The following is a 21,187-nucleotide window of genomic DNA, read 5'->3' on the forward strand; positions in this document are numbered from 1 at the left end:
AACGATTATCAATAGACGTAAGCTTGTGGTCATGCCTCGCAAGATCCTCGTCCCCGCCGCGCTCGCCGCGGCATCCGTCCTCGTCCTCGCCGGCTGCGCCGGTGCCACCCCCGGCTCGAGCGGCTCATCCGCCGCGGCGGACGGCAAGGTCCAGGTCGTCGCGTCGACCAACGTCTACGGCGACATCGCGGCGGCGATCGGCGGCGACCGGGTCGACGTCACGTCGATCATCAGCTCGACGGCTCAGGACCCGCACTCCTACGAGGCGTCGGCGAAGGACCAGCTCACGATCTCCCGCGCCGGACTCATCATCGAGAACGGCGGCGGCTACGACAGCTTCATGGACAGTCTCATCGACGCGACCGGCACCGAGGCCCCCGTCATCACCGCCGTCGAGTTCTCGCACGACTACCCCGGCGCCGAGGCGCACAGCGACGACGACCACGATCACGAGGACCACGACCACATCGAGGGCTTCAACGAGCACGTCTGGTACGACCCCCACACCATCGCCCACGTCGCCGAGGAGATCGCGCACGAGCTCGGCGAGATCGACGCCGCGGGCGCCGCGACGTACGAGCAGAACTACGCCACCTTCGCCGCTGGCATCGACGACCTCGAGGCGAGCCTCGCGGACATCGCGGCCGCCCACACCGGACAGAAGGTCTTCGTGACCGAGCCCGTCCCGCTGTACCTGATCGCCGCGGCGGGGCTCGAGAACGCGACCCCGCCGGCGTTCAGCGAAGCCGTCGAAGAGGGCCAGGACGTGCCCCCCGCGACCCTGCTCGAGGCGCTGAACATCTTGAAGTCGGGCGACGTGAGCACGGTCATCGTCAACGCGCAGACCGGCGGTGCCGAGACGACGCAGGTGACGGATGCCGCGAAGGCCGCGGGCATTCCGGTGCTCGAGTTCACCGAGCTCGTCCCGGAGGGGGACACCTACCTCACCTGGATGGCGCAGAACATCAGCGATCTCGCCGGTACGCTGACCCGGTGACCGCCGCAACAGCCGACCCGCAGGACGCGCCCGCGCCGCTGACGATCAGCGGCGCGGCGCTGCGCCGCGGCGACCGCGAGCTGTGGGCGGGGCTCGACCTCGAGGTCGCCCCCGGAGAGCTCATCGCGGTCCTCGGCCCGTCCGGGTCGGGCAAGACGACCCTGCTGCGCGCGATCCTCGGCCTCGAACCGCTGAGCGCCGGATCGATCACCGCGCTCGGCGCACCGGTGCACCATCGCGGCAACCGCCGCATCGGATACCTGCCGCAGGCCCGCCCGCTCCCCCGGGAGACCGCGATGCGTGGGCGCGACCTCGTGGCGCTCGGCGTCGACGGGCACCGGTTCGGCCTGCCCCTGCCGCGCCGCCGCGATCGGCAGCGCGTCGAGGAGCTCATCGACGCCGTCGGGGCCCGCAGCTTCGCCGATCAGCCGGTGGGCGTGCTCTCCGGCGGCGAGCAGCAGCGACTGCGCGTCGGCCAGGCCCTCGCCGACGACCCGCGCCTGCTGCTGTGCGACGAGCCGCTCACGAGCCTCGACCTCGCCAACCAGCAGGCCGTCGTCCGGCTCATCGACGATCACCGCAAGACCGGCGCCGCGGTGCTCCTGGTGACCCACGACATCAACCCGGTGCTCGGCAAGGTCGACCGCATCCTGTACATCGCGAACGGACGCTTCACCCTCGGAACGCCCAAGGACGTCCTCACCTCGCCTGTGCTCACCGACCTCTACGGCGCCCCCGTCTTCGTGCTGCGCGCCGGCGACCGGCTCGTGGTCGTCGGGGCTCCGGATGCCGAGGCCTCGCACCACCATCACGATCACGAGGCCCACGCGTGAACTGGTCAGACATCGGCGACGCGATGTTCGGCGGACTGGCGGACTACGGCGACATCCTCGCGCTCGTCTCGAACTCGATCTGGGCCGGCGCCGTGCTGGGACTCGTCGGCGGTCTCATCGGCGTCTTCGTCATGCAGCGTGACATGGCCTTCGCGGTCCACGGCATCAGCGAGCTGTCGTTCGCCGGCGCCGCGGCAGCCCTGCTCGTCGGAGCGGACGTCGTCACCGGCTCGATCGTCGGCTCGCTGATCGCCGCCGGCCTCATCGGCTGGCTCGGCGCCCGCGCGCGCGACCGCAACTCGATCATCGGTGTGCTCATGCCGTTCGGGCTCGGCCTCGGCATCCTGTTCCTCTCCCTCTACGACGGCCGCAGCGCCAACCGATTCAGCCTGCTCACCGGGCAGATTGTCTCGGTGCAGAATGCGCAGCTGGGTTGGCTGATCGGGATCTCCGCGTTCGTCCTCATCGCGCTGCTGCTCATCTGGCGGCCGTTGCGGTTCGACTCGCTCGACCCGCAGTCCGCCGCCGCGCGGGGCGTGCCAACAGTCGCGGTGTCGCTCGGGTTCATGCTGCTGCTCGGGCTCGTCGTCGCCGTCGCGGTCCACATCATCGGCGCGCTTCTCGTGATGGCGCTCGTCGTGACCCCCGCCGCCGCCGCGACGCGGGTCACGTCCGGTCCCGTCGCGGTGCCCGTCCTGTCCGCGGTGTTCGGCATCGTCGCCGCGGTCGGCGGCATTCTCCTCGCCGTCATGGGGACCCTGCCGGTGAGCCCCTACATCACGACGATCTCGTTCGCGATCTACCTCGTTTGCCGCCTCATCGGCAACCGTCGCGGTGCCGTCACGCGGGCGCGGTGACCGCACTGTCACCCGGGCGCCGCACCCAGCCGCCTCCAAGAGCCCGCGAGTAGACTCCCTGGCATGGCTCAGCGCAACACCTGGCAGCGCGACCGCGTGCGCGAGGCGCTGACCGACGCACCCGGCTTCGTCAGCGCGCAGACGCTTCACGCGACCCTCCGCGGCGAGAACACCGGCATCGGACTGGCGACCGTCTACCGGGCGCTCGCCACCCTCGCCGCCAGCGGCGAGGCGGATCAGCTGCAGAGCCCGGACGGCGAGGCCATCTACCGCGCGTGCTCCACCGCCGGACACCACCACCACCTCATCTGCCGCTCGTGCGGTCTCGCCGTCGAGATCGAGGCGCACGAGGTCGAGGCGTGGGCGCAGCGCACCGCCGCCGCGCACGGCTTCACCCAGGCCGAGCACGTCGTGGACATCTTCGGCCTCTGCGCGAACTGCGCCGCGGCGTCGTGAGCCGCCTCGACGCGCCGCGCGCCGCGTCGCGGAGGGGGCGTCTGAGCGCTGTGCCGACGGATGCCGGGCGCTCGGTCGGACGCACCGCCACCCTCGTGGGGCTCGGCGTCGTGGTCGTCGGGGTCCTCGTCGCGCTGGCGCTGATGAACCCCGGGCCGTCGCTGCCGACGCGGCTGCAGGACGGCCTGACGCTGTCGATCAGCGTGCTGATCGAATCGCTGCCGTTCGTCGTGCTCGGCGTGCTCCTGTCGATCGTCGTGCAGGTGTGGGTGCCCCCGGGCGCGATCGAACGCTGGATGCCGCGCGCGGCATGGGCGCGCCGCGCGGTGCTGTCGCTGCTGGGCATGCTGATCCCGGTGTGCGAGTGCGGCAACGTCCCGTTCGCCCGCGGTCTCATGATGCGGGGGTTCGGCGTCTCCGAGACGATGACCTTCCTCATCGCCGCACCCATCGTCAACCCGATCGTCATCATCACGACGCACCAGGCGTTCGGCTTCGACGACGGCATCCTCATCGCGCGGCTCCTCGGCGGCTACGCCGTCGCCAACCTCATCGGATGGCTGTACAGCCGGCATCCCGACCCCGACGCCCTCCTCACCGACCGCTTCCGCGACAGCTGCGCGGTCTCGCTGGAGGCCGGGCACGACCGTGCCGGCCGCGGACAGCGCAGCCTCGCCCAGTTCGTCGTGGAGCTGCGGGCGGTCATGCCCGCCCTCGTCATCGGGTCGGCACTCGCCGGCGCCGTGCAGGTGCTCGTTCCGCGCGACGCGCTGCTGGCGATCGGTTCGAACCCGGCGCTGTCGATCATCGCGATGATCGCGCTCGCCATGATCGTCTCGATCTGCTCCAACGTCGACGCGTTCTTCGCGCTGTCGTTCGCCTCGACCTTCACCCCCGGATCGATCGTCGCCTTCCTGCTGGTCGGTCCCCTCGTGGACGTCAAGATGCTGGCGCTGCTGCGCACGACCTTCCGCACCCGCGTGCTCGCGGGCCTCGTCGTGATCGTCGTGCTGTTCGCCATCGCCGTCGGATCGGTGGTGAACCTCCTTGCGTAGCCTCATCGGGTCGCGCCTGCTGGGCGTGGGACTCGCGGCGGGCCTCGCCGCCGTCACCCTCGCGCTCTGGCTGACCGGGCAGCTCGGCCTCTACATCAACCCGGAATCGTCGTGGTTCGCGGTGTCGATGGCGATCGTCGCGCTCGCCGGTGCCGCAGCGAGCTTCGCCCTGCCGCGGGGCGCGGAGAACGACCACGGGCATGACCACGGGCACGAGCCGGCGGCCGGCGCACCCGGTTCGTCCGGCGCATATCGCGGTCACCGGGCCGCGAACGCGCATTCTGCGCCGGATGAGCAGGGAGGTCAGCTCCGTCCCGCGGATGCCGCGTCGCCCCGATCCCGCCCGCACCACCACCACCACGGGCCCGGCGTGCTGGGAACCGCGGCGACGGTGACCGGCGGCATTCTCGCCACCGGGATCGTCGCGGTCATCGTGCTGACGCCGCCGGCGACCCTGTCTGCCGAGCTCGCCATGCAACGCGACACCGGCGCGCCGCCGCTGTTCCAGGGCGCCGACACCATCGCGCTCGCCGCGACGGGCGACACCGCGTCGTTCGGCGTCGGGGAGTGGGCGAGCGTTTTCGCGACGGCGACCAATCCCGAGGCGTTCGACGGCGACGAGATCACTCTCACCGGATTCGTCACCCCCGGCGACGACGGGTTCTCGCTCACGCGCCTGGTCATCACGCACTGCGTCATCGACGCTCAGCCGGCGAGTCTGCCGATCGCCGCGGACGGCAGCGCGCCCGGCACCGGCACGTGGGTCACCGTCACCGGCACGATCCGCGACGCCGACGGTCGCCTGCAGGTGCAGGCCTCGGACGTGACGGTCATCGACCAGCCCAAGGACCCGTATGAGTACTGAGGTCCGCACCCGCCGCGAGCAGGCGCGGCGGCGACGCTCGCGCGCGTTCCTCGGGGCCTTCGCCCTCGTCGTCGCGGTGCTCGGCGTCGTCGGTCTCGCCGGGGCGGCCGTCACGACGGCGCAGGGTCCGCGCGTCACGCACGTCAGCGTCGACCCGGATGCCGCCGTCACCGCCGCCGGCTCCCGCATGATCTTCACGACGACGCAGTCGCTGGCCGACGTCGATCCGGCACAGGTGACCGTAACGCCTGCGACGGACTTCACCGTCGACACCTCGGGCCGCAGCGTCGGCGTGCGCTTCACCCAGCCGCTGTGGGACGACACCGCGTACACGGTGACGATCGACGGCCTCACCGGCGTCGGCGGGGGACCCGCGGCATCCGTCCGGGAGTCGTTCACCACCCCGCCGCTGCAGTCCTTCCTGCTGCAGCGCGGCGGCGACGGCGACACCATCTTCCGCACCGATCTCGCGGGAGACGCGGCCATTCCGGTCTACACGAACGCGCACATCGAGGACTTCCGCGCGACGGCGAGCCACCTCGTGGTCGCCACGCTCGGTGACGACGGCGACTCGCACCTGATCGTCACCGACCTCGACGGTCAGAACGAGCGGGAGCTGCCGCTGCCGGGTGCGGGCACCGTCACCAACCTGCAGAGCGCCGACAAGGGCGACCTCATCGGCTATACGTTCACCGACGCCGCCGTCGGCACCGCCGGCGCCCGGGAGGCGTTGCTGTTCACGGCGTCGCTCACCGCCGCCCAGCAGGACGACGAGCCCACCCCGGTGCTGCGCACCGGCGGGGAGTCGCGGGTGGACGACTGGCGGTTCGTGCCCGCCACCGACAGCATCCTCATGCTCACCTACGACGGCGCCCTGACGCTCGTCTCGCCCTCGGGCGGGGCGCCGGTCGCGCTCGGCAATGCGGTGTCGATCGACGGCGTCGCGCGCGGGTCGACGACGGCGGTCGTCGAGCGGGTCGACGGGCCGGTCGCGGTCGACCTCGCGACCGCGCAGGAGACGCCTCTGCCAGCCACCGATCCGGCCCTGGGCCAGGTCAACGCGACCGTCCCGCTCGTCGGCGGCGACACGCTGCGGGTGCTCGCGGTGGTCGACGGATTCACCGTCACCTCGACGACCGTCAACGTCGTCGACGGCACCGGGGCGGCGCGACCGGTGTTCGCGATCGAACCGACCGACGTGCTGCTGCAGTCGTGCGTGTCGCCGAGCGGCCGCTACGCCGCCTTCCTCATCGCACCCGACGCCGTCTCGAACCCGTACGACGGTTACCAGCTGCCCCTCCCCGAGCGCGTGCAGACGCACGTGGTCTCCCTCGCCGACGGCGACGAGGTCGTGGCCCTGAGCGGCTTCGACATCTCGTGGTGCCAGACCCCGCCGCGCGGATGAGCGGCCTCGGACGTGGCTAACTCCTTCGAATCATCGCCCGCGGACGGGGATCTGGCCGACGCGGGCTCCCTGGCTCCCGGATTGAAGGAGTTGGCCACGGGCCTCGCGCCCGCGACCCGCGAGGAGCTCGCCGGGTTGCCCGTCGAGGTGGCCCCGCGCCTGCTGGGCGGCATGCTGCAGGTCACCGTGGCGGGGGCCACCGTCGCGGTGCGCCTCACCGAAGTCGAGGCCTACCACGGCGCGGGCACCGGCCCCGTCGCCGATCCCGGCTCCCACGCGCGCATGGGGCGGACCGCCCGCAACGCCACGATGTGGGGCGAGCCGGGGCACCTGTACGTGTACCTCAGCCACGGCATCCACTCGTGCGTCAACGTGGTGTGTGGCCCCGAGGGACAGGCGGGCGGTGTGCTGCTGCGCGCCGGCGAGGTGATCGAGGGGCAGGATGCCGCGTTCGCGCGCCGCCGCGCGGCGCGGACGGCCCGCGAGCTCGCGCGCGGCCCCGGTCGCTTCGGCGACGCGGTCGGCTTGCGCCACCCGCGCCACGACGGCATCGACGCGATCACCGGCGTCGAGTTCGCCGGCGCGGTCGCGCGGCTGTGGCTGCCGGCATCCGCTCCCGCTCACATCGAGCAGGGCCCGCGGGTCGGCGTCGCCGGCGTTGCGGGGACCGATGCCTTCCCGTGGCGGTTCTGGATCGCGGGCGACCCGACGGTGTCGGTGTTCCGCTGGGGTCGCGGGGCGGGCCCGGCCACCTGACCGAGCGGGCAGCGAGCAAGCCGGCACCCGCACGACGCGCGCCCCGACCCCGCCGAGCCCGACCCCCGCCTCAGTCCTCGAGGATCATCTTCCGCACGGCGCGCAGCAGCCACGCGCGGTACGCCTCGATGCTCCACCCCGACTCGATCACGAGCTGGGTGTACCCCTCGGGTGAAATCAGGAACGAGAACTCCGACGCGAGCTCGGCGTCGGGCCGCGCGCTGTGGCACAGGCCCTTCTCGCGGTAGGTCGTGATCGAGCTGAGCATGTCGTAGCGGCGATTGGCCTGCAGCTGATCGAGGCGCGCAGCGACATCGGCGTCGGCGGCGGATGCCTCGAGCACGCGCGGCCACAAGCGCGCGACGCGCGCGTTGGCCTCTGCGACCCAGCCGAGGTGGAACTCGAGCATCTCATCGCCGAGCAGCGGCGCGGCCTGCGCGCCGAGCTCGCGATGGTGCAGCGGGCCGTCGCCTTCTGAGCCAGCGAAGGCCCTGTCGAAGCACGCGAGCAGCAGCGCCGACTTGGGCCCGTTCTGCTTGACGGTCTCGAGCGAGACGCCGGCCCGGGTCGCGATCGCCGAGAGCGCGGTGCCCGAATAGCCCCGCTCGCCGAAGATCTCGGCGGCGGCCTCGAGGATGCGCCTGCGCGTCTCGGCAGCCTGTGCTTCGCGCAACGGGGACACATACGGCGGCGTCATTGACTTTCCTAACAGGGTAGTGAATACTTCACGAGTGCTTTCAACATCTTATCAGGGGGAAGATGTCATGCTCTCGATCCTCATGTGCTGCACGCCCGTCCACGGGCACGTCGCGCCGTCGCTCGCCGTCGCCCGCGGACTCGTCGCCGCCGGTCACGACGTCCGGTTTCTCACCGGCGGCCGCTACCGCTCCGCGGTCGAAGCGGTCGGCGCCCGCTGGCTGCCACTGCCGGCAGAAGCCGACTACGACGACCGCGACATGGATGCCTCGTTCCCGGGCCGCGTCGGCCTGACCGGCGTCGCGGGCGCTCGGTGGGATCTGCTGCACATCTTCCTCGAGCCCGCCGCCGCGCAGCTGCGCGCGGTCGACGACGCCCTCGCCGCGCAGCAGGCCGACGTCGTGCTGGCCGAGAGCATGTTCCTCGGCGCGATGCTGCTGCTGTGCCGATCGGCAGATGAACGGCCGCGCGTCGCCGGGCTCGGGATCGTGCCGCTCGGCCTGCGCAGCCGCGACACAGCGCCCTTCGCTCTCGGCATCCCGCCGCTGCCCGGCCCGATCGGGCGCCTGCGCAACCGCATGATGGCGTGGAGCACCGACCGCTTCGTCTTCGCTGAGCTGCAGCGTGAGGGCGAGCGCCTCGCCCGCGAGCTCGTCGGACGCCCGCTGCGCTCGCCCGTGATGGACTATCCGTCGACGGCGGATGCCATCATCCAGCTCACCGTGCCCGAGTTCGAATACCCGCGCTCCGATCTGCGCGTGCCCGTCCACTTCGTCGGTCCGGTCGCCGCGGCGCCCGGACCGGCCCGTGATCTGCCCGAGTGGTGGGGCGACCTGGCCGACGGGCGACCGGTCATCCACGTCACGCAGGGGACGGTCGCCAACGCTGATCCGGGCGACCTCATCTTGCCGACGATGCGGGCTCTCGCGGACCGCGACGTGCTTGTCGTCGCGTCGACCGGTGGGCGCGAGGTCCCGACGGAGGCCCTGCCCGCGAACGCCCGCATCGCGCCGTACCTGCCGTACGACCGGCTGTTCCCGCAGCTTGCCGGCTTCGTCACGAACGGCGGCTACGGCGGCGTGCACTTCGCGCTCGCGCACGGCGTGCCGATCGTGGCGACCGGCAACACCGAGGACAAATCCGAGGTGTCGGCCCGCGTCGCGTGGAGCGGCGCGGGGGTGCGCCTGCAGCCGAAACACGGCGCGATAGCCCCGGATGCCATCGCGCGCGCCGTTGACCGGATCCTTGCCGAGCCGTCGTACCGCACGCACGCCGCGCGTCTCGGAGTCGCGATCGCGGCGGCGCCGGGACCGGCCGGTATCGACGAGGTGCTGCGCGGACTCGTCGCCGCGCGCGCACTGTGACCACGCCGCGACCCGCCCGCGACCCCGCCGGGACCACGCCGTGACCGCGCCGTCGCGCGCGACTGAACTTCCACCAACCCACCACACGCACGTCAGCTGAACGGATGCCTTGTGACCAGCGAACCGACCACCGAACCGACCACCCGACCGACCACCGAACCGACTGTTGGCCAGACCGCCGCGGGCGAACGCCCGGGCATCCTGCCCGGCGAGCACCTCGCCGCGCTGCGCGGACGCCTGCGTGGCGCGGTGTCGCTGCCCGGCGACCCCGACTGGGATGATCAGCGTCGCGCGTGGCAGCTGCTCGTCGGTCAGCAGCCCGCGGCGATCGTCGTCGCGGCCGACGCCGACGATGTCGCACAGACCGTCCTCGCGGCCCGCCGCCTCGGGCTCGCGGTCGCCCCGCAGGGCACGGGACACGCGGCGGGCGCGATCCCGGGGCTCGCCGACACGATCCTGCTGCGCACGTCGCAGCTGCGCGAGATCGAGGTCGACCCGGGGGATGAGCCCGGATCTGCCCGACTGCGGGTCGGCGCGGGTGTCATCTGGAGGGATGCCGTCGCCGCGGCCGGCGCGCACGGACTCGCCGCCCTCGCGGGCATGGCGCCGTCGGTCGGCGTCGCGGGCTACACGCTCGGCGGTGGCCTCGGCTGGTTGTCGCGGTCGCACGGACTGGCATCCGGCAGCATCGTCGCGATCGACGGCGTCGATGCGCGCGGCCGCGCGCTCCGCATCGACGCCGACCACCACCCTGACCTGTTCTGGGCCGCCCGCGGCGGCATCGCGCCGGTCATCGTGACCGCACTCGAGCTGCAGCTCTACCCGATCGCGCAGCTGTGGGCGGGCGCCCTGATGTGGCCGCTCGACCGTGCCGCCGACGTCGCGCACGCGTGGCGCGAGTGGGTGCAGACGATGCCTGACGCGGTGACGTCGCTCGCGCGCGTGCTGCGCTACCCGCCGATCCCCGAGATCCCGGAGTTCCTGCGCGGACGCGCTTTCGTCGCTGTCGAGGCAGCGATCCAAGCGGATGCCGACACCGCCGCCGCGCTGCTGCAGCCGCTGCGCGCCCTGGCGCCCGAGATCGACTCGGTGCGGCCGATGGCACCCGCCGAGCTCGCCGGCGTGCACGGCGATCCCGTCGAACCCGTGCCCGCGTACGGCGAGGCGATCGTGCTGAGCGAGATCAGCCCGCGTTCGATCGATGCGCTGCTGGATGCCGCGCTCGCGCCGGAGGCCGCCGCGCTGCTGTCGATCGAGCTACGGCATCTGGGCGGCATGCTCACGCCCGGGCGCACCAGCGGCGGTGCCGTGACCGGAATCGACGGCGCGGGACTGGTCTATGCCGTGGGTGTCGTGCCGTTCCCGGATGCGCTTGAACCCGTGCGCGGCGCCGCCGCGCACATCATGACCGGGGTGCGGCCGTACGCCGCGCCGGGCCTCGTGAAGAACTTCACGGAGGTGCCGGCACCGGCATCCGCCCTGTTCGGCCCCGCCGTCGAAAGACTGCGCGAGGTCGTCGGGGCGTGGGATCCCGAGCGGATCATCCGCACGGGGCACCCCGTGGACTGACGGCTGGGGGCCGTCACCGCCGACTCGCGCACCAGCGTGCGGTCAGAGCGGCACATGGCGGGCGGATGCGGGGGGCATCCGCCGGCCATGCTAGACTGACTCCTTGTCTGCGCGCACTCCAGCGCGTGGTTCGTGCCCATTCCCTCTCGAACGGCCGCAATCGGCCTGCCGGAGCGTGGGTGCAGACAAGGGATCTTGGGTGGGGCCGTCCGGCCGCACGGTACTAAGGAGACATCACTATGGCAGCAGTGTGCCAGGTGACTGGAGCAGTTCCCGGCTTCGGTCACAACATCTCGCACTCGCACCGCCGGACGAAGCGCCGCTTCGACCCGAACGTGCAGAAGAAGACCTACTTCGTTCCTTCGCTCGGTCGCAAGATCACGTTGAACGTGTCGGCCAAGGGCATCAAGGTCATTGACGCCCGCGGCATCGAGTCGGTCGTGAAGGACCTCATCGCGAAGGGTGTGAAGCTCTAATGGCGAAGAAGGCTCAGGACGTCCGTCCGATCATCAAGCTCCGTTCGACCGCCGGCACGGGGTACACCTACGTGACGCGTAAGAATCGTCGCAACAACCCCGACCGCATCGTGCTGAAGAAGTACGACCCGGTGATCCGCAAGCACGTCGAATTCCGAGAGGAGCGCTGATCTCATGGCCAAGAAGAGCAAGATCGCGCGCAACAACCAGCGCGAGGAGGTCGTCGCCCGTTACGCCGAGAAGCGTGCCGAGCTGAAGAAGACCCTCGTCGACCCGAACGCCACCGACGAGGCCCGCGAGGCCGCCCGCGTCGGCCTGCAGAAGCTGCCCCGCAACGCGTCGCCCGTGCGCCTGCGTGGCCGCGACGCCATCGACGGTCGCCCCCGCGGCTACCTGTCGAAGTTCGGCATCTCGCGCGTCCGTTTCCGCGACATGGCGCACAAGGGCGAGCTGCCCGGTGTGACCAAGTCGAGCTGGTAAGCCCCTCGCAATCACAGTGACGGCCCGGACCTCCCCTCGGAGGTCCGGGCCTTCGGCGTTCACAGCAGCCACACGCGTCCCAATCCGGGGGCGACACGCCGGGGAAGATGACGTGTAACGACCGGAAATCCGCGGATTTCCGCGGTTCGTGGGTATATTCGGGGGCGGTCCCACCGACCAACCCGGGTGCACCGCATCCGGTCCGATCTCACTGAAGGCGGCAGAAGCTGCCGTCTGGAGGACAACCCCATGGCTATCACCAAGACCGAACTCGTCGCCAGCATCGCCAGCGCCACCGGCGAGAGCCAGGCCACCGTCGGCCGCGTCGTCGACGGCCTGTTCTCGGCCGTCTCCGAGGCCGTCGCCAAGGGCGAGAAGGTCACGATCCCCGGCTTCCTCTCGTTCGAGCAGGTCGCCACGGCCGCTCGCACCGGCCGCAACCCGCAGACCGGCGAGGAGATCAAGATCGCCGCGGGCAAGCGCGTCAAGGTGACCGCCGGCTCGAAGCTCAAGGCTGCGGTCAAGTAACTCCGCCCGCAACGCCTCAGAAGGGGGATGCCGCAAGGCATCCCCCTTCTGCGTGTTCGGGGTGCGCCGGCGGGTTCATACGGCCCCGCGGACCCACCCAGGCGCCACGACGCCGCACACCCCACGGCGCGGGGGCGTCCGCGGCCCCGCGTAGGCTGGAAGGGTGTCCACCCGCAGCCTCCGCTACGGCGGTCCGGCGATCCTCGTCGTGGCCGCGCTCGCGGCGCTGATCGCAGGTCTCGCCTACGGCGGCGGCGCGGCGCCCCTGCTGCTGCTCGACCCCGGACCCCTCGTCCGCTGGGGCCTTCCGGTGGCCACGCTCGCGGTCAACCTGTCGGCGGCCACGATGCTCGGTTCGCTCGTCCTGGCGCTGTTCGCGCTGCGCGCGGGTGAGCGCCCCTTCGACACGGCGCTGGATGCGGCATCCGTCGGCGCGGCGATCTTCACCGTCGCGAGCGGCACCACCGCGTTCCTCACCTTCGTGAGCGTCATCCCGACGACCCCCAACGCCGGCGCGGAGTTCGGCGGCCAGCTGGGGCGATTCCTCGTCGACACCGAGCTCGGCCGCGCCTGGTCGCTCGTGACGATCGCCGGCGCGGCACTCACGGTGCTGACCTTCGCCGTCCGCGGCTGGACGTCGACCCTCATCGTCGCGGTGCTGGCCGCGGCATCCCTCGTCCCGATCGCCACGCAGGGCCACTCCGGCGACGAGGCCGGCCACAACACCGCCGTCGTCGCGCTCGCGCTCCACATCATCGCGGCGGCCGTGTGGCTCGGCGGCGTGGTGCTCCTGGTGGTGCTGCGCCCGCAGCTCGACCGCGCGGGGCTGTCGCGTGTCCTCACCCGCTACTCCAGCATCGCGCTCGCCGCGTTCGTCGTCGTGGCGCTGTCGGGCATCGCCCGCGCCGCCGTCGGAGTCGTCAGCTGGGAGAACCTGCTCTCGTCGTACGGGGCGATCCTGGCGGTCAAGGTGGTCGCCCTGCTCGCGATCGGCGCGCTGGGGGCGCGCTACCGTCGCGGTCTCATCGGCCGCATCGGCGCCGACGACGAGAAGGCGCAGGATGCCGCATCCCGCCGCTTCTGGGGACTGATCGCCCTCGAGCTGGCGTTCATGGGGATCGCGTCCGGCGCCGCGGTGGCGCTCTCGCGGACACCCCCGCCGGTCGACACGACGATCGTCGACCAGACCCCCGCCGTCGTCCTCACCGGGTCGCCGTTGCCGCCCGAGCTGACGATGACGCAGTGGCTCACACAGTGGGACATCGACCTGCTGTGGGCGTTCGCGGTGGGCTTCGGACTGTTCTTCTACCTGGCGGGCGTCTGGCGGCTGCGCCGCCGCGGCGACCAGTGGCCGCTCTACCGCACGATCCTCTGGGTGTGCGGAATGCTGTTGCTGTTCTGGGTGACGAGCGGGCCGATCAACGCGTATCAGGACTACCTCTTCAGCATCCACATGGTCGGGCACATGCTGCTGTCGATGGCGATCCCGATGCTGCTCGTGTTCGGGGCGCCGGTGACGCTCGCGTCCCGTGCGATCGCGAAGCGCGGCGACGGCACCCGCGGCGGGCGGGAGTGGATCCTGTGGGCCGTGCACACGCCGTTCGCCCGCGTCATCACGCATCCGCTGTTCGCGGCGGCGATGTTCATCGGGTCGCTGTGGGCGTTCTACTACACCGACCTGTTCCGCTGGACGCTCTACGACCACCTCGGACACGAGTGGATGGTCGCGCACTTCCTCATCTCGGGGTACCTGTTCGTGCAGTCGCTCGTCGGCATCGACCCGGTGCCGCTGCGCTACCCGTATCCGTTCCGGCTGCTGACCCTCATCGGCGTCATGGCGATGCACGCGTTCTTCGGCATCGCGATCATGATGTCGACGGGGCTCTTCGTCGCGGAGTGGTTCGGATCCATGGGGCGCACGTGGGGCGACCCGCCGCTCGTGGATCAGTACACCGGCGGCGGCATCGCCTGGTCGATCGGCGAGATCCCGACACTCATCCTCGCGATCACGGTGGCGATCCAGTGGAGCCGGTCGGATGACCGCGCCCAGCGCCGCAGCGACCGGCACGCCGACCGCACCGGCGACGCCGAGCTCGAGGAGTACAACGCGCGCCTCGCCGCACTCGCCGAGCGCGACGCCCGCGCCACCCGCTGAACCCACCCGGCGCCGGGCGGATGCCGCGGGTCAGTCGGTGGGGGACACCGCGATGGACGCGGTGCCGTCGGGGAGCATCGTGATCGTCCCGGTGAGGACGAACGGCACGTCCTCGTCGACGTGGCGGATCGAGCCGTCGAAGATCGACTGGATGTCCACAACGACGTGCGCGACGGCCTCCGTGCGGCCGATGGCCCAGTTCGCGCCGTCGGGGGAGAGCACCACGGTCGGCTGCTGCACGATCGACCACACCGGCGGCTCGACGATGCGGTTGCGCACCTCGAGTCCGAAGGGGCAGCCGGTGGGCTTCAGTACCTGCTGCGTCGCGCAATCGATGAGGAACGACTCCACCTGCTCCTGCACGACCCGCGTGAACTCGGCCGTGGGCTCGGTCTGGATGTCGACGGGGATGTCCGCCTGCGGCGTGTCGGACAGGACCGCGACGCCGGGGCTCGCCGAGACGGCGGTGTCGACCGAGATCGAGTAGAGGCCGGGGGAGAAGACCAGCAGCGGCACCGGGTCCAGCGGATCGGCGTCCACGCCCTCGGCGGAGACCTGCCGTGTGTCGATGGCGAACCCGTTGACCGAGAACGCCGTCGCTCCGCGCAGCGTCAGGTCGACGACCGCGAGCGGGCTCTGCGCGAACCGCCACGTGGGGGCGAGGCCCACCCAGCCCGAGCGCTCCACCTGGAACGTCGTGGTGCCGGGGTGCCCGCCCGCGGTATAGGTGACGGTGACGTAGACGAGGTCGCCGCGCTCCTCCTCGCCCACGGCGGCGACGTCGGTGAGGGGCGCGAGGGCGGCGCGGCGCAGCAGCGCCTCGCTCGCCGTGATGGGAAGGCCCGCGGCGTCGAGGTCGGCGGAGTCGATCGGCACGCCCGGGACGGCGAGAGCGTCGGCGGCGCGGCCCTGGCCGAGCAGGTCGAGGTAGCGGGTGACGAAGGCCGACGGGCTGTACAGGTCCTGGTACGCCACGGCCGTCGTGGCGCCGATCGCCCCCAGCAGCAGCACTCCCACGACGGCGAGGGCGGTGAGGTCGAACGCCAGGCGCCCGCGCCGGCGACGCGGTCGGCGCGCCTCGGGAACGGGCTCTGCGGCAGGCGCGCGCGTCGCGGCATCCGCCCGCACCGGCACCGCCGCATCCACCCCGTCCACAGGCTCAGTCTAGGAAACGGATGCTGATAGCTAGCATGTTGCGGTGAGCATCCCCGACCTGTCACCCGAGCAGGAGGAGCTGTTCCGCCTCATCGAGGACACCCGCGAGCACGTGTTCGTGACGGGACGCGCCGGCACCGGCAAGTCGACGCTGCTGCAGCACCTGGCCTGGAACACCGACAAGCAGATCGCGGTCTGCGCGCCGACGGGCGTGGCGGCGCTGAACGTCGAGGGGCAGACGATCCACTCGCTGTTCCGGCTGCCGATCGGGCTCATCGCCGACAGCGAGCTGGAGCAGTCCGAGCCCGCGCGGCGCATCATGAACGCGATCGACACCCTCGTCATCGACGAGATCTCGATGGTCAACGCCGACCTGATGGACGCGATCGACCGCTCGCTGCGGCAGGCGCGACGGCGCCGGGCGGAGCCCTTCGGAGGCGTGCAGATCGTCATGTTCGGCGACCCGTACCAGTTGTCGCCGGTGCCGCCGCGGGGCGACGAGCTGCGCTACATTCGCGACCACTACCGCTCGTTCTGGTTCTTCGACGCGCAGGTGTGGGCGGGGCCCTCGGCGGATGGGTCGGCGATCCGCTCCGACGGGCTGCTCGACCTCGGGCGGGTCGGGGCGCCGCTGCACATCCGCGAGCTGCGCGAGATCCATCGGCAGGCGGATGCCGGGTTCAAAGCGATGCTCAACGCGGTCCGCCACGGCGTCGTCACGGCGGAGATCGCGGGGCAGCTCAACGCGGCCGGGGCGCGCCCGGTGCCGGAGCCGTCGGACGGCGAGCCGCCCATCATCACGCTCGCGACGCGCAACGACATCGTCAACCGCATCAATCAGCGGCACCTGGAGGCCCTGCCCGGTCCGGTGCAGACCGCCCGCGCCGAGATCAGCGGCGACTTCGGGCGCGGCGAGGCCTATCCCGCCGACACCGACCTGCAGCTGAAGGTCGGCGCGCAGGTGATGTTCCTGCGCAACGACCTCGGCGGCGCCCGCGCCGACGGCCCCCGCTGGGTGAACGGATCGATCGGCACCGTCACCCGCATCGCGGGCGGCACGGTGCGCGTCGACCTCGACGGGGAGGACGTCGAGGTCGAGCCGACGGTGTGGGAGAAATACCGGTACGCGTACGACCCGGCATCCCGCAAGCTGACGCGCGACATCGTCGCGGAGTTCACGCAGTTCCCGCTGCGGCTGGCGTGGGCGGTAACGATCCACAAGTCGCAGGGCAAGACCTACGACCGCGCGATCATCGACCTCGGGTCGGGGGCGTTCGCCCCCGGGCAGACCTACGTCGCGCTCTCGCGTCTGACCTCGCTCGACGGGCTCTACCTGTCGCGGCCGCTGCGGCCGAGCGACATCCTCGTCGACGCCGACGTCCGCCGGTTCATGGCCGGCGTCCGCGCCGCGGGGTTCTGACGGCGACCCGCGCGGTCCGGGCGCCGCGCCGGACCCGCGCCGGTCAGGCGGTGGCGGTCGCGGGGGCGGATGCCGCGGCCTTCGCCGCGGCGAGGTCCACGAACAGGTCGGTGTTGAACTGGTACGCCACGAGGACCTCGTCGATCACACGCCCGCGCTCGGCGGCATCCCACGGCACGGCGTCCAGCTGCTCCCGGTAGACGTCCTTGAACGCGGCGGGGTCGGCGATCTCGGCGAAGAGGTAGAACCCGATGCCGTTCGTCTCGAATCCGAACTGGCGGGCCATGAGCTTGCCGATGAACTGGCCGCCGGAGAGGTCGCCGAGGTAGCGCGTGTAGTGGTGGGCGACGAAGCCGCCCGGCCAGTCGGCGCTGACCTCGTCGATGCGGGCGACGTAGCGCTCGGTGGTCGGCAGCGGCTCGATGCGCTCACGCCAGTCGTCGCCGATGAGGAACGCGAGGTCGGCCTCGATCGCGGGCAGGCGTGTCAGCTTGTCGCTGATGAACGGCGCGGCGATCGGGTCGAGGCGCATGTGCTCGGCCGCGCGCTCCAGCGCGTCGTAGATGAACCAGTGCTGCGCGACGAGGGCGACGTAGTCGTCGCGGGTGCCCTTGCCGCGCATGAGGTCGGACATGAAGCCGGCGTGCTCGCTGCCGGAGTGGGCGTTGCGGGAGCGCTCGCGCAGGGCGGTGGAGAACGGGATCAGCTCGGTCACGTCCATCAGTGTAGCTGAAACTAAGGCTCAACTAACCTGAAGGTTTCCGATGATGACGATCTGCGTCCGCCCGCCAGGATCTACAGGTTCGCCGGCCGGGATCTACGCGTGCGGACGCGGGGTGACGCCCAGACGCGCGCACGCTTCGTCGTAGAGCGCCACGATCTCGCGGCGGACCTCGCGCCGCTCGGTGATCTCGCCCCCGGGCCACGGCACGCGGATGACGTCCTCGGCGCCGTCGGCAGTGATGATGCGCCACTGGCCGGCGGCACCGTCGAAGGTGACCATCTCGGAGGAGATGACATCCGGCAGCGGCGAGAAGGCCCGCGCGATGAGCAGGTTGTCGTCGGCGTGGTCGTCGTTCATGTGACCGAGCACGCCGGTCAGGGCGGCGTCGTCGAAGGTGTGCGGCATGGCATAACCCTAATGATCGGATCGGCGCGTCCGCGTGCCCCCGCGTTCGGACCCGCCCGGGTTGTGATCTACGCTGAAGAGGAACATCGGGGGGTGAGAATGCGGCGTTTCCACCGCGGCCGGCGTGCCGTTGCCGTCGCCGGCGCGCTGGCGCTCGCCGCTCTGCTCGCCGCGTGCTCCGCGGAGCCCGCGAGCACCCTGACCCTGCCGGCGCAGGTCGAGGCGTCGCTACCGGCCGAGACGCAGGCGCAGCTGCAGGCGGCAGTCGAGCAGGCCGTGGCGGCATCCGGAGCCACCGGCGCGGTCGTCGGCGTGTGGGCGCCGTGGTCGGGCAGCTGGCAGGCGGGTGTCGGCACGTCGGCGCCGGATGCCGGGGAGGTCACCGCCTCGACGACGTTCAAGGCCGGCGCAGTCACGCGCGCGATGACCTGCGACGTGCTGTACGGCCTGGCCCACGACGGCGTCGTGGCGCTGAACGACCCCGTCGGCGACTACGTGACCGGGATCGCGGGCGCCGAGACGACCACCCTTGAGCAGCTCTGCGACTCGACGAGCGGGCTCGCCTCCTACGCGCCGCTCATCGACAGCCGCATGCGGGCCACGCCGGAGCGGTCGTGGAACCCCCGCGAGCTGCTCGCCTACGGCATCTCGCGCGGCGTGGCGACGACGCCCGGGACGACGTTCGCCGACTCCGACACGAGCTACGTGCTGCTCGGCCTCGCGCTCGAGCGCGCCTCGGGGCGCAGCGCCGCGCAGCTCTACGACACGTACGTCTTCGGCCCGGCGGGCATGGCGGCGACCGCGTTGCCGACCACCGCTGATGTGGGGCTGAGCGGACTGTGGTCCGGCGATGCCGAGGACGGCAGCGTCGCGTGCGCGGCCCCCGTGGACGTCACGGCACTCTCGCCGTCGGCGGGATACACGGCATCCGGCGTCACCAGCGACCTCGCCGACCTGGGCCGCTACGCGCAGGCGCTCGCCGTCGGGGCGCGCGACTACGACACCGACAAGCGCTTCGCGAACCCGCTCCCCGTCGCCGCGGACGGGCCGTCGTGGTTCACCGCCGACGGCGGCGTGTACCAGGCCGGCAGCCTCGTCGGGCAGTACGGCTCGATCCTCGGATACCTCACGGCGGCGTTCGCCGACCGCAACACCGGGATGACGGTGGTCGTCGTGCTCAACAACTCCCGCGCCTCGGCGGACCTCGTGCGCAGCCTCGCGTGGGAGCTGGCCGCCATCGGCTCGAAGGCGCCGGCCGCCGCCGGGCAGACCGCGCCCGACGCCGGCCTGCCGTGGACGGCGGAGGAGATGGCGGCGCAGGTCGCCGCCACCGCCGTCTGCCCGCTGCCCGCGGCGGACGCGGCCGGGTGAACGCGGGCGGCCACGTCGCACCGGGGCCCGCTGCAGCACGCCCCACCGGCGCGGTGCTGCTGGTCGTCGCGGGTCTGGCGTGCCAGGAGGTCGGCGCGTCGATCGCGGTGCTGCTGTTCCCGGAGGTCGGCCCCCTCGGCATGGTGATGTTGCGGCTGGCGTTCTCGGCGGTGGTGCTGCTCGCGATCGCGCGGCCGCGCCTGCGCGGGCACGGCCGCGCCGCCTGGACTGCGGTGGTGTCGTTCGGGCTCGTGCTCGCGCTGATGAACGGACTGTTCTACCTCGCGCTCGAGCGGCTGCCGCTCGGAGTCACGGTCACGATCGAGGTGCTGGGGCCGCTCGTCCTGTCGATCATCGCGAGTCGCCGCGCGTCGGCGTGGCTGTGGGCTGGGCTCGCCTTCGCCGGGGTCGTCGCGCTCGGAGGAGGCGGGTGGGATCGCCTTGACCTCCTCGGCGTGCTGTTCGCCCTCGGTGCTGCGGCGAGCTGGGCGTTCTACATCCTGGCGTCGGCGCGCGTCGGGGCCGCATTCCCGAAGCTCGACGGGCTGGCGCTGGCCATGACGGCGGGCGCGCTCGTCGCACTGCCGTTCGGCATCGCGGATGCCGGGGCCGCGCTCCTGCGGCCCGAGATCCTCGGGCTGGGGGCGGCGGTGGCCGTGCTCTCCTCCACGCTGCCGTACGCGTTCGAGCTCATCGCGTTGCGGCGACTGGCGGCATCCGCCTTCGCGATCCTGATGAGCCTCGCCCCGGCGACGGCGTCGCTCGCCGGATTCGTGCTGCTCGGTCAGCAGCTGAACCTGCTGGAGCTCGCCGGCATCGCACTCGTGATCGCGGCATCCATCGGCGCCGTGCGCGCCGCCGGCCGCCACGCCCGCGAGGCGGTCGAGCCCGTCGGGTAGGGCCCTCGCGCGCACGCGCGCGAGGCGCGCTCCGGGTGCGCGCGCGCTTCGGGAGGAGATGTCACTTCAGGGGGATGGATGCCGCCCAGGCATCCTCGCGAACCGAAATCTCCTCGCGAACCGCAGCGCGGGTCACCCTTCGAGCGAGGCGATCAACCCCTCGACGCGCTCGCGGATCTCGTCGCGCACGCGGCGCACCCCCTCGAGATCGAGGGTCGCGGGGTCGTCGAGTTCCCAATCTTCGTAGCGCTTGCCGGGGAAGATGGGGCACGCATCGCCGCAGCCCATCGTGATGACGACGTCGGCAGCGCGCACGGCATCCGTCGTCAGCAGTTTCGGTGCGCCCGTCGTGATGTCGATGCCCGCCTCAGCCATGACCGCGACCGCAGCAGGGTTGATCGTTTCGGCGGGCTCCGACCCGGCCGAGCGCACGTCGACGCGGTCGCCGGCAAGGTGCTGCAGGAACGCCGCGGCCATCTGCGAGCGGCCCGCGTTGTGCACGCACACGAACAGCACCATCGGGGCGGTCATGGGTGCTCCTTGGCTCGGTGTGACCGATCCTATTGCCGGTGCCGTGCGCGGCGACGATGGAACCGAGCCACGCCGAATTCACCGTGCCGTCGCCGAGTTCACCCGCGCGACGGCGGGCCTGACCGAGATCGAGGGGCAGGCGCCCCTGACGGTGCTGAACCGGCCCGGGATCTTCGGCGAGCTGCTGCCC

The 21,187-nt window shown here is 71.9% G+C and carries 23 protein-coding genes; 18 read left to right on the forward strand and 5 right to left on the reverse strand.

Annotated features, from left to right (window positions below):
* Nucleotides 1-31: 31 nt before the first annotated feature.
* From ACPYN4_RS10865 to ACPYN4_RS10900, 8 genes are all read left to right on the forward strand, one after another.
* On the forward strand, nucleotides 32-997 hold the full coding sequence (locus ACPYN4_RS10865; protein WP_424446354.1) for a metal ABC transporter solute-binding protein, Zn/Mn family: 966 nt from the start codon (nucleotides 32-34) through the stop codon (nucleotides 995-997).
* Nucleotides 994-1,830, forward strand: a complete 837-nt coding sequence (locus ACPYN4_RS10870; protein ID WP_239279485.1) for a metal ABC transporter ATP-binding protein — start codon at nucleotides 994-996, stop codon at nucleotides 1,828-1,830. The genes ACPYN4_RS10865 and ACPYN4_RS10870 overlap by 4 nt, the downstream gene beginning before the upstream one ends.
* The gene (locus ACPYN4_RS10875; protein WP_239279486.1) at nucleotides 1,827-2,687 is read left to right on the forward strand and encodes a metal ABC transporter permease; all 861 of its coding nucleotides are present in this window, start codon (nucleotides 1,827-1,829) and stop codon (nucleotides 2,685-2,687) included. Before ACPYN4_RS10870 ends, ACPYN4_RS10875 begins: the two co-directional genes overlap by 4 nt.
* A 63-nt stretch (nucleotides 2,688-2,750) precedes the next feature.
* Nucleotides 2,751-3,143 (forward strand): Fur family transcriptional regulator, encoded by a 393-nt coding sequence (locus tag ACPYN4_RS10880; RefSeq protein WP_076688453.1) that lies wholly within the window; start codon nucleotides 2,751-2,753, stop codon nucleotides 3,141-3,143.
* Between the two features lie 143 nt (nucleotides 3,144-3,286).
* Nucleotides 3,287-4,198, forward strand: a complete 912-nt coding sequence (locus tag ACPYN4_RS10885) for a permease (protein WP_281652266.1) — start codon at nucleotides 3,287-3,289, stop codon at nucleotides 4,196-4,198.
* Nucleotides 4,191-5,063 (forward strand): TIGR03943 family putative permease subunit, encoded by an 873-nt coding sequence (locus ACPYN4_RS10890; protein ID WP_424446355.1) that lies wholly within the window; start codon nucleotides 4,191-4,193, stop codon nucleotides 5,061-5,063. The genes ACPYN4_RS10885 and ACPYN4_RS10890 overlap by 8 nt, the downstream gene beginning before the upstream one ends.
* Entirely contained in the window at nucleotides 5,053-6,468 is a 1,416-nt protein-coding gene (locus ACPYN4_RS10895) for a hypothetical protein (RefSeq protein WP_424446356.1), read from the forward strand. The genes ACPYN4_RS10890 and ACPYN4_RS10895 overlap by 11 nt, the downstream gene beginning before the upstream one ends.
* 90 nt (nucleotides 6,469-6,558) lie before the next feature.
* The gene (locus ACPYN4_RS10900; protein ID WP_424446374.1) at nucleotides 6,559-7,224 is read left to right on the forward strand and encodes a DNA-3-methyladenine glycosylase; all 666 of its coding nucleotides are present in this window, start codon (nucleotides 6,559-6,561) and stop codon (nucleotides 7,222-7,224) included.
* 70 nt (nucleotides 7,225-7,294) lie between these two features.
* Here ACPYN4_RS10900 and ACPYN4_RS10905 read toward each other — a convergent pair whose 3' ends face one another.
* Entirely contained in the window at nucleotides 7,295-7,921 is a 627-nt protein-coding gene (locus tag ACPYN4_RS10905) for a TetR family transcriptional regulator (RefSeq protein ID WP_424446357.1), read from the reverse strand.
* 67 nt (nucleotides 7,922-7,988) lie between these two features.
* On the opposite strand from ACPYN4_RS10905, the gene ACPYN4_RS10910 reads away from it, so the two are divergent.
* The 7 genes from ACPYN4_RS10910 (at nucleotide 7,989) to ACPYN4_RS10940 (ending at nucleotide 14,492) form a co-directional block, all read left to right on the forward strand.
* A complete protein-coding gene (locus ACPYN4_RS10910; protein ID WP_424446358.1) occupies nucleotides 7,989-9,284 on the forward strand; it encodes a glycosyltransferase in 1,296 nt (431 codons plus the stop codon).
* A 111-nt stretch (nucleotides 9,285-9,395) separates the two neighbouring features.
* Nucleotides 9,396-10,853 (forward strand): FAD-binding oxidoreductase, encoded by a 1,458-nt coding sequence (locus ACPYN4_RS10915; RefSeq protein ID WP_424446359.1) that lies wholly within the window; start codon nucleotides 9,396-9,398, stop codon nucleotides 10,851-10,853.
* Nucleotides 10,854-11,092: 239 nt separating this feature from the next.
* Nucleotides 11,093-11,329, forward strand: a complete 237-nt coding sequence (gene rpmB, locus ACPYN4_RS10920; RefSeq protein ID WP_055987914.1) for a 50S ribosomal protein L28 — start codon at nucleotides 11,093-11,095, stop codon at nucleotides 11,327-11,329.
* A complete protein-coding gene (gene rpmG, locus ACPYN4_RS10925; RefSeq protein ID WP_005051772.1) occupies nucleotides 11,329-11,499 on the forward strand; it encodes a 50S ribosomal protein L33 in 171 nt (56 codons plus the stop codon). Before rpmB ends, rpmG begins: the two co-directional genes overlap by 1 nt.
* Nucleotides 11,500-11,503: 4 nt before the next feature.
* On the forward strand, nucleotides 11,504-11,809 hold the full coding sequence (gene rpsN / locus ACPYN4_RS10930) for a 30S ribosomal protein S14 (protein ID WP_005051773.1): 306 nt from the start codon (nucleotides 11,504-11,506) through the stop codon (nucleotides 11,807-11,809).
* Nucleotides 11,810-12,058: 249 nt separating this feature from the next.
* Nucleotides 12,059-12,337 carry an HU family DNA-binding protein gene (locus ACPYN4_RS10935; protein ID WP_005051774.1) on the forward strand — a complete coding sequence of 93 codons (279 nt, stop codon included), beginning with the start codon at nucleotides 12,059-12,061 and terminating at the stop codon, nucleotides 12,335-12,337.
* Between the two features lie 163 nt (nucleotides 12,338-12,500).
* Complete coding sequence (locus ACPYN4_RS10940) at nucleotides 12,501-14,492, forward strand: cytochrome c oxidase assembly protein (protein ID WP_424446360.1); 1,992 nt, start codon at nucleotides 12,501-12,503, stop codon at nucleotides 14,490-14,492.
* 30 nt (nucleotides 14,493-14,522) lie between these two features.
* Here ACPYN4_RS10940 and ACPYN4_RS10945 read toward each other — a convergent pair whose 3' ends face one another.
* Nucleotides 14,523-15,647 (reverse strand): hypothetical protein, encoded by a 1,125-nt coding sequence (locus ACPYN4_RS10945; protein WP_424446361.1) that lies wholly within the window; start codon nucleotides 15,645-15,647, stop codon nucleotides 14,523-14,525.
* A gap of 43 nt (nucleotides 15,648-15,690) precedes the next feature.
* Here ACPYN4_RS10945 and ACPYN4_RS10950 point away from each other — a divergent pair, with 43 nt between their 5' ends.
* Entirely contained in the window at nucleotides 15,691-17,067 is a 1,377-nt protein-coding gene (locus ACPYN4_RS10950; RefSeq protein WP_424446362.1) for an ATP-dependent DNA helicase, read from the forward strand.
* A 43-nt stretch (nucleotides 17,068-17,110) separates the two neighbouring features.
* On the opposite strand, the gene ACPYN4_RS10955 is transcribed toward ACPYN4_RS10950, so the two are convergent.
* Complete coding sequence (locus ACPYN4_RS10955; protein WP_424446363.1) at nucleotides 17,111-17,782, reverse strand: heme oxygenase (biliverdin-producing); 672 nt, start codon at nucleotides 17,780-17,782, stop codon at nucleotides 17,111-17,113.
* 102 nt (nucleotides 17,783-17,884) lie between these two features.
* Nucleotides 17,885-18,196 (reverse strand): DUF2470 domain-containing protein, encoded by a 312-nt coding sequence (locus tag ACPYN4_RS10960; RefSeq protein WP_239279495.1) that lies wholly within the window; start codon nucleotides 18,194-18,196, stop codon nucleotides 17,885-17,887.
* Nucleotides 18,197-18,295: 99 nt separating this feature from the next.
* Here ACPYN4_RS10960 and ACPYN4_RS10965 point away from each other — a divergent pair, with 99 nt between their 5' ends.
* On the forward strand, nucleotides 18,296-19,567 hold the full coding sequence (locus ACPYN4_RS10965) for a serine hydrolase domain-containing protein (RefSeq protein ID WP_424446375.1): 1,272 nt from the start codon (nucleotides 18,296-18,298) through the stop codon (nucleotides 19,565-19,567).
* Nucleotides 19,564-20,466, forward strand: a complete 903-nt coding sequence (locus tag ACPYN4_RS10970; protein ID WP_424446364.1) for an EamA family transporter — start codon at nucleotides 19,564-19,566, stop codon at nucleotides 20,464-20,466. Before ACPYN4_RS10965 ends, ACPYN4_RS10970 begins: the two co-directional genes overlap by 4 nt.
* Before the next feature lie 132 nt (nucleotides 20,467-20,598).
* Here ACPYN4_RS10970 and ACPYN4_RS10975 read toward each other — a convergent pair whose 3' ends face one another.
* Nucleotides 20,599-20,997: an arsenate reductase ArsC gene (locus tag ACPYN4_RS10975; protein WP_239279497.1), complete on the reverse strand. Its 399-nt coding sequence runs from the start codon at nucleotides 20,995-20,997 to the stop codon at nucleotides 20,599-20,601.
* Between the last annotated feature and the right edge of the window lie 190 nt (nucleotides 20,998-21,187).

It is taken from the genome of Microbacterium sp. CH-015 (assembly GCF_049707015.1).
GTDB lineage: Bacteria > Actinomycetota > Actinomycetes > Actinomycetales > Microbacteriaceae > Microbacterium > Microbacterium aurum.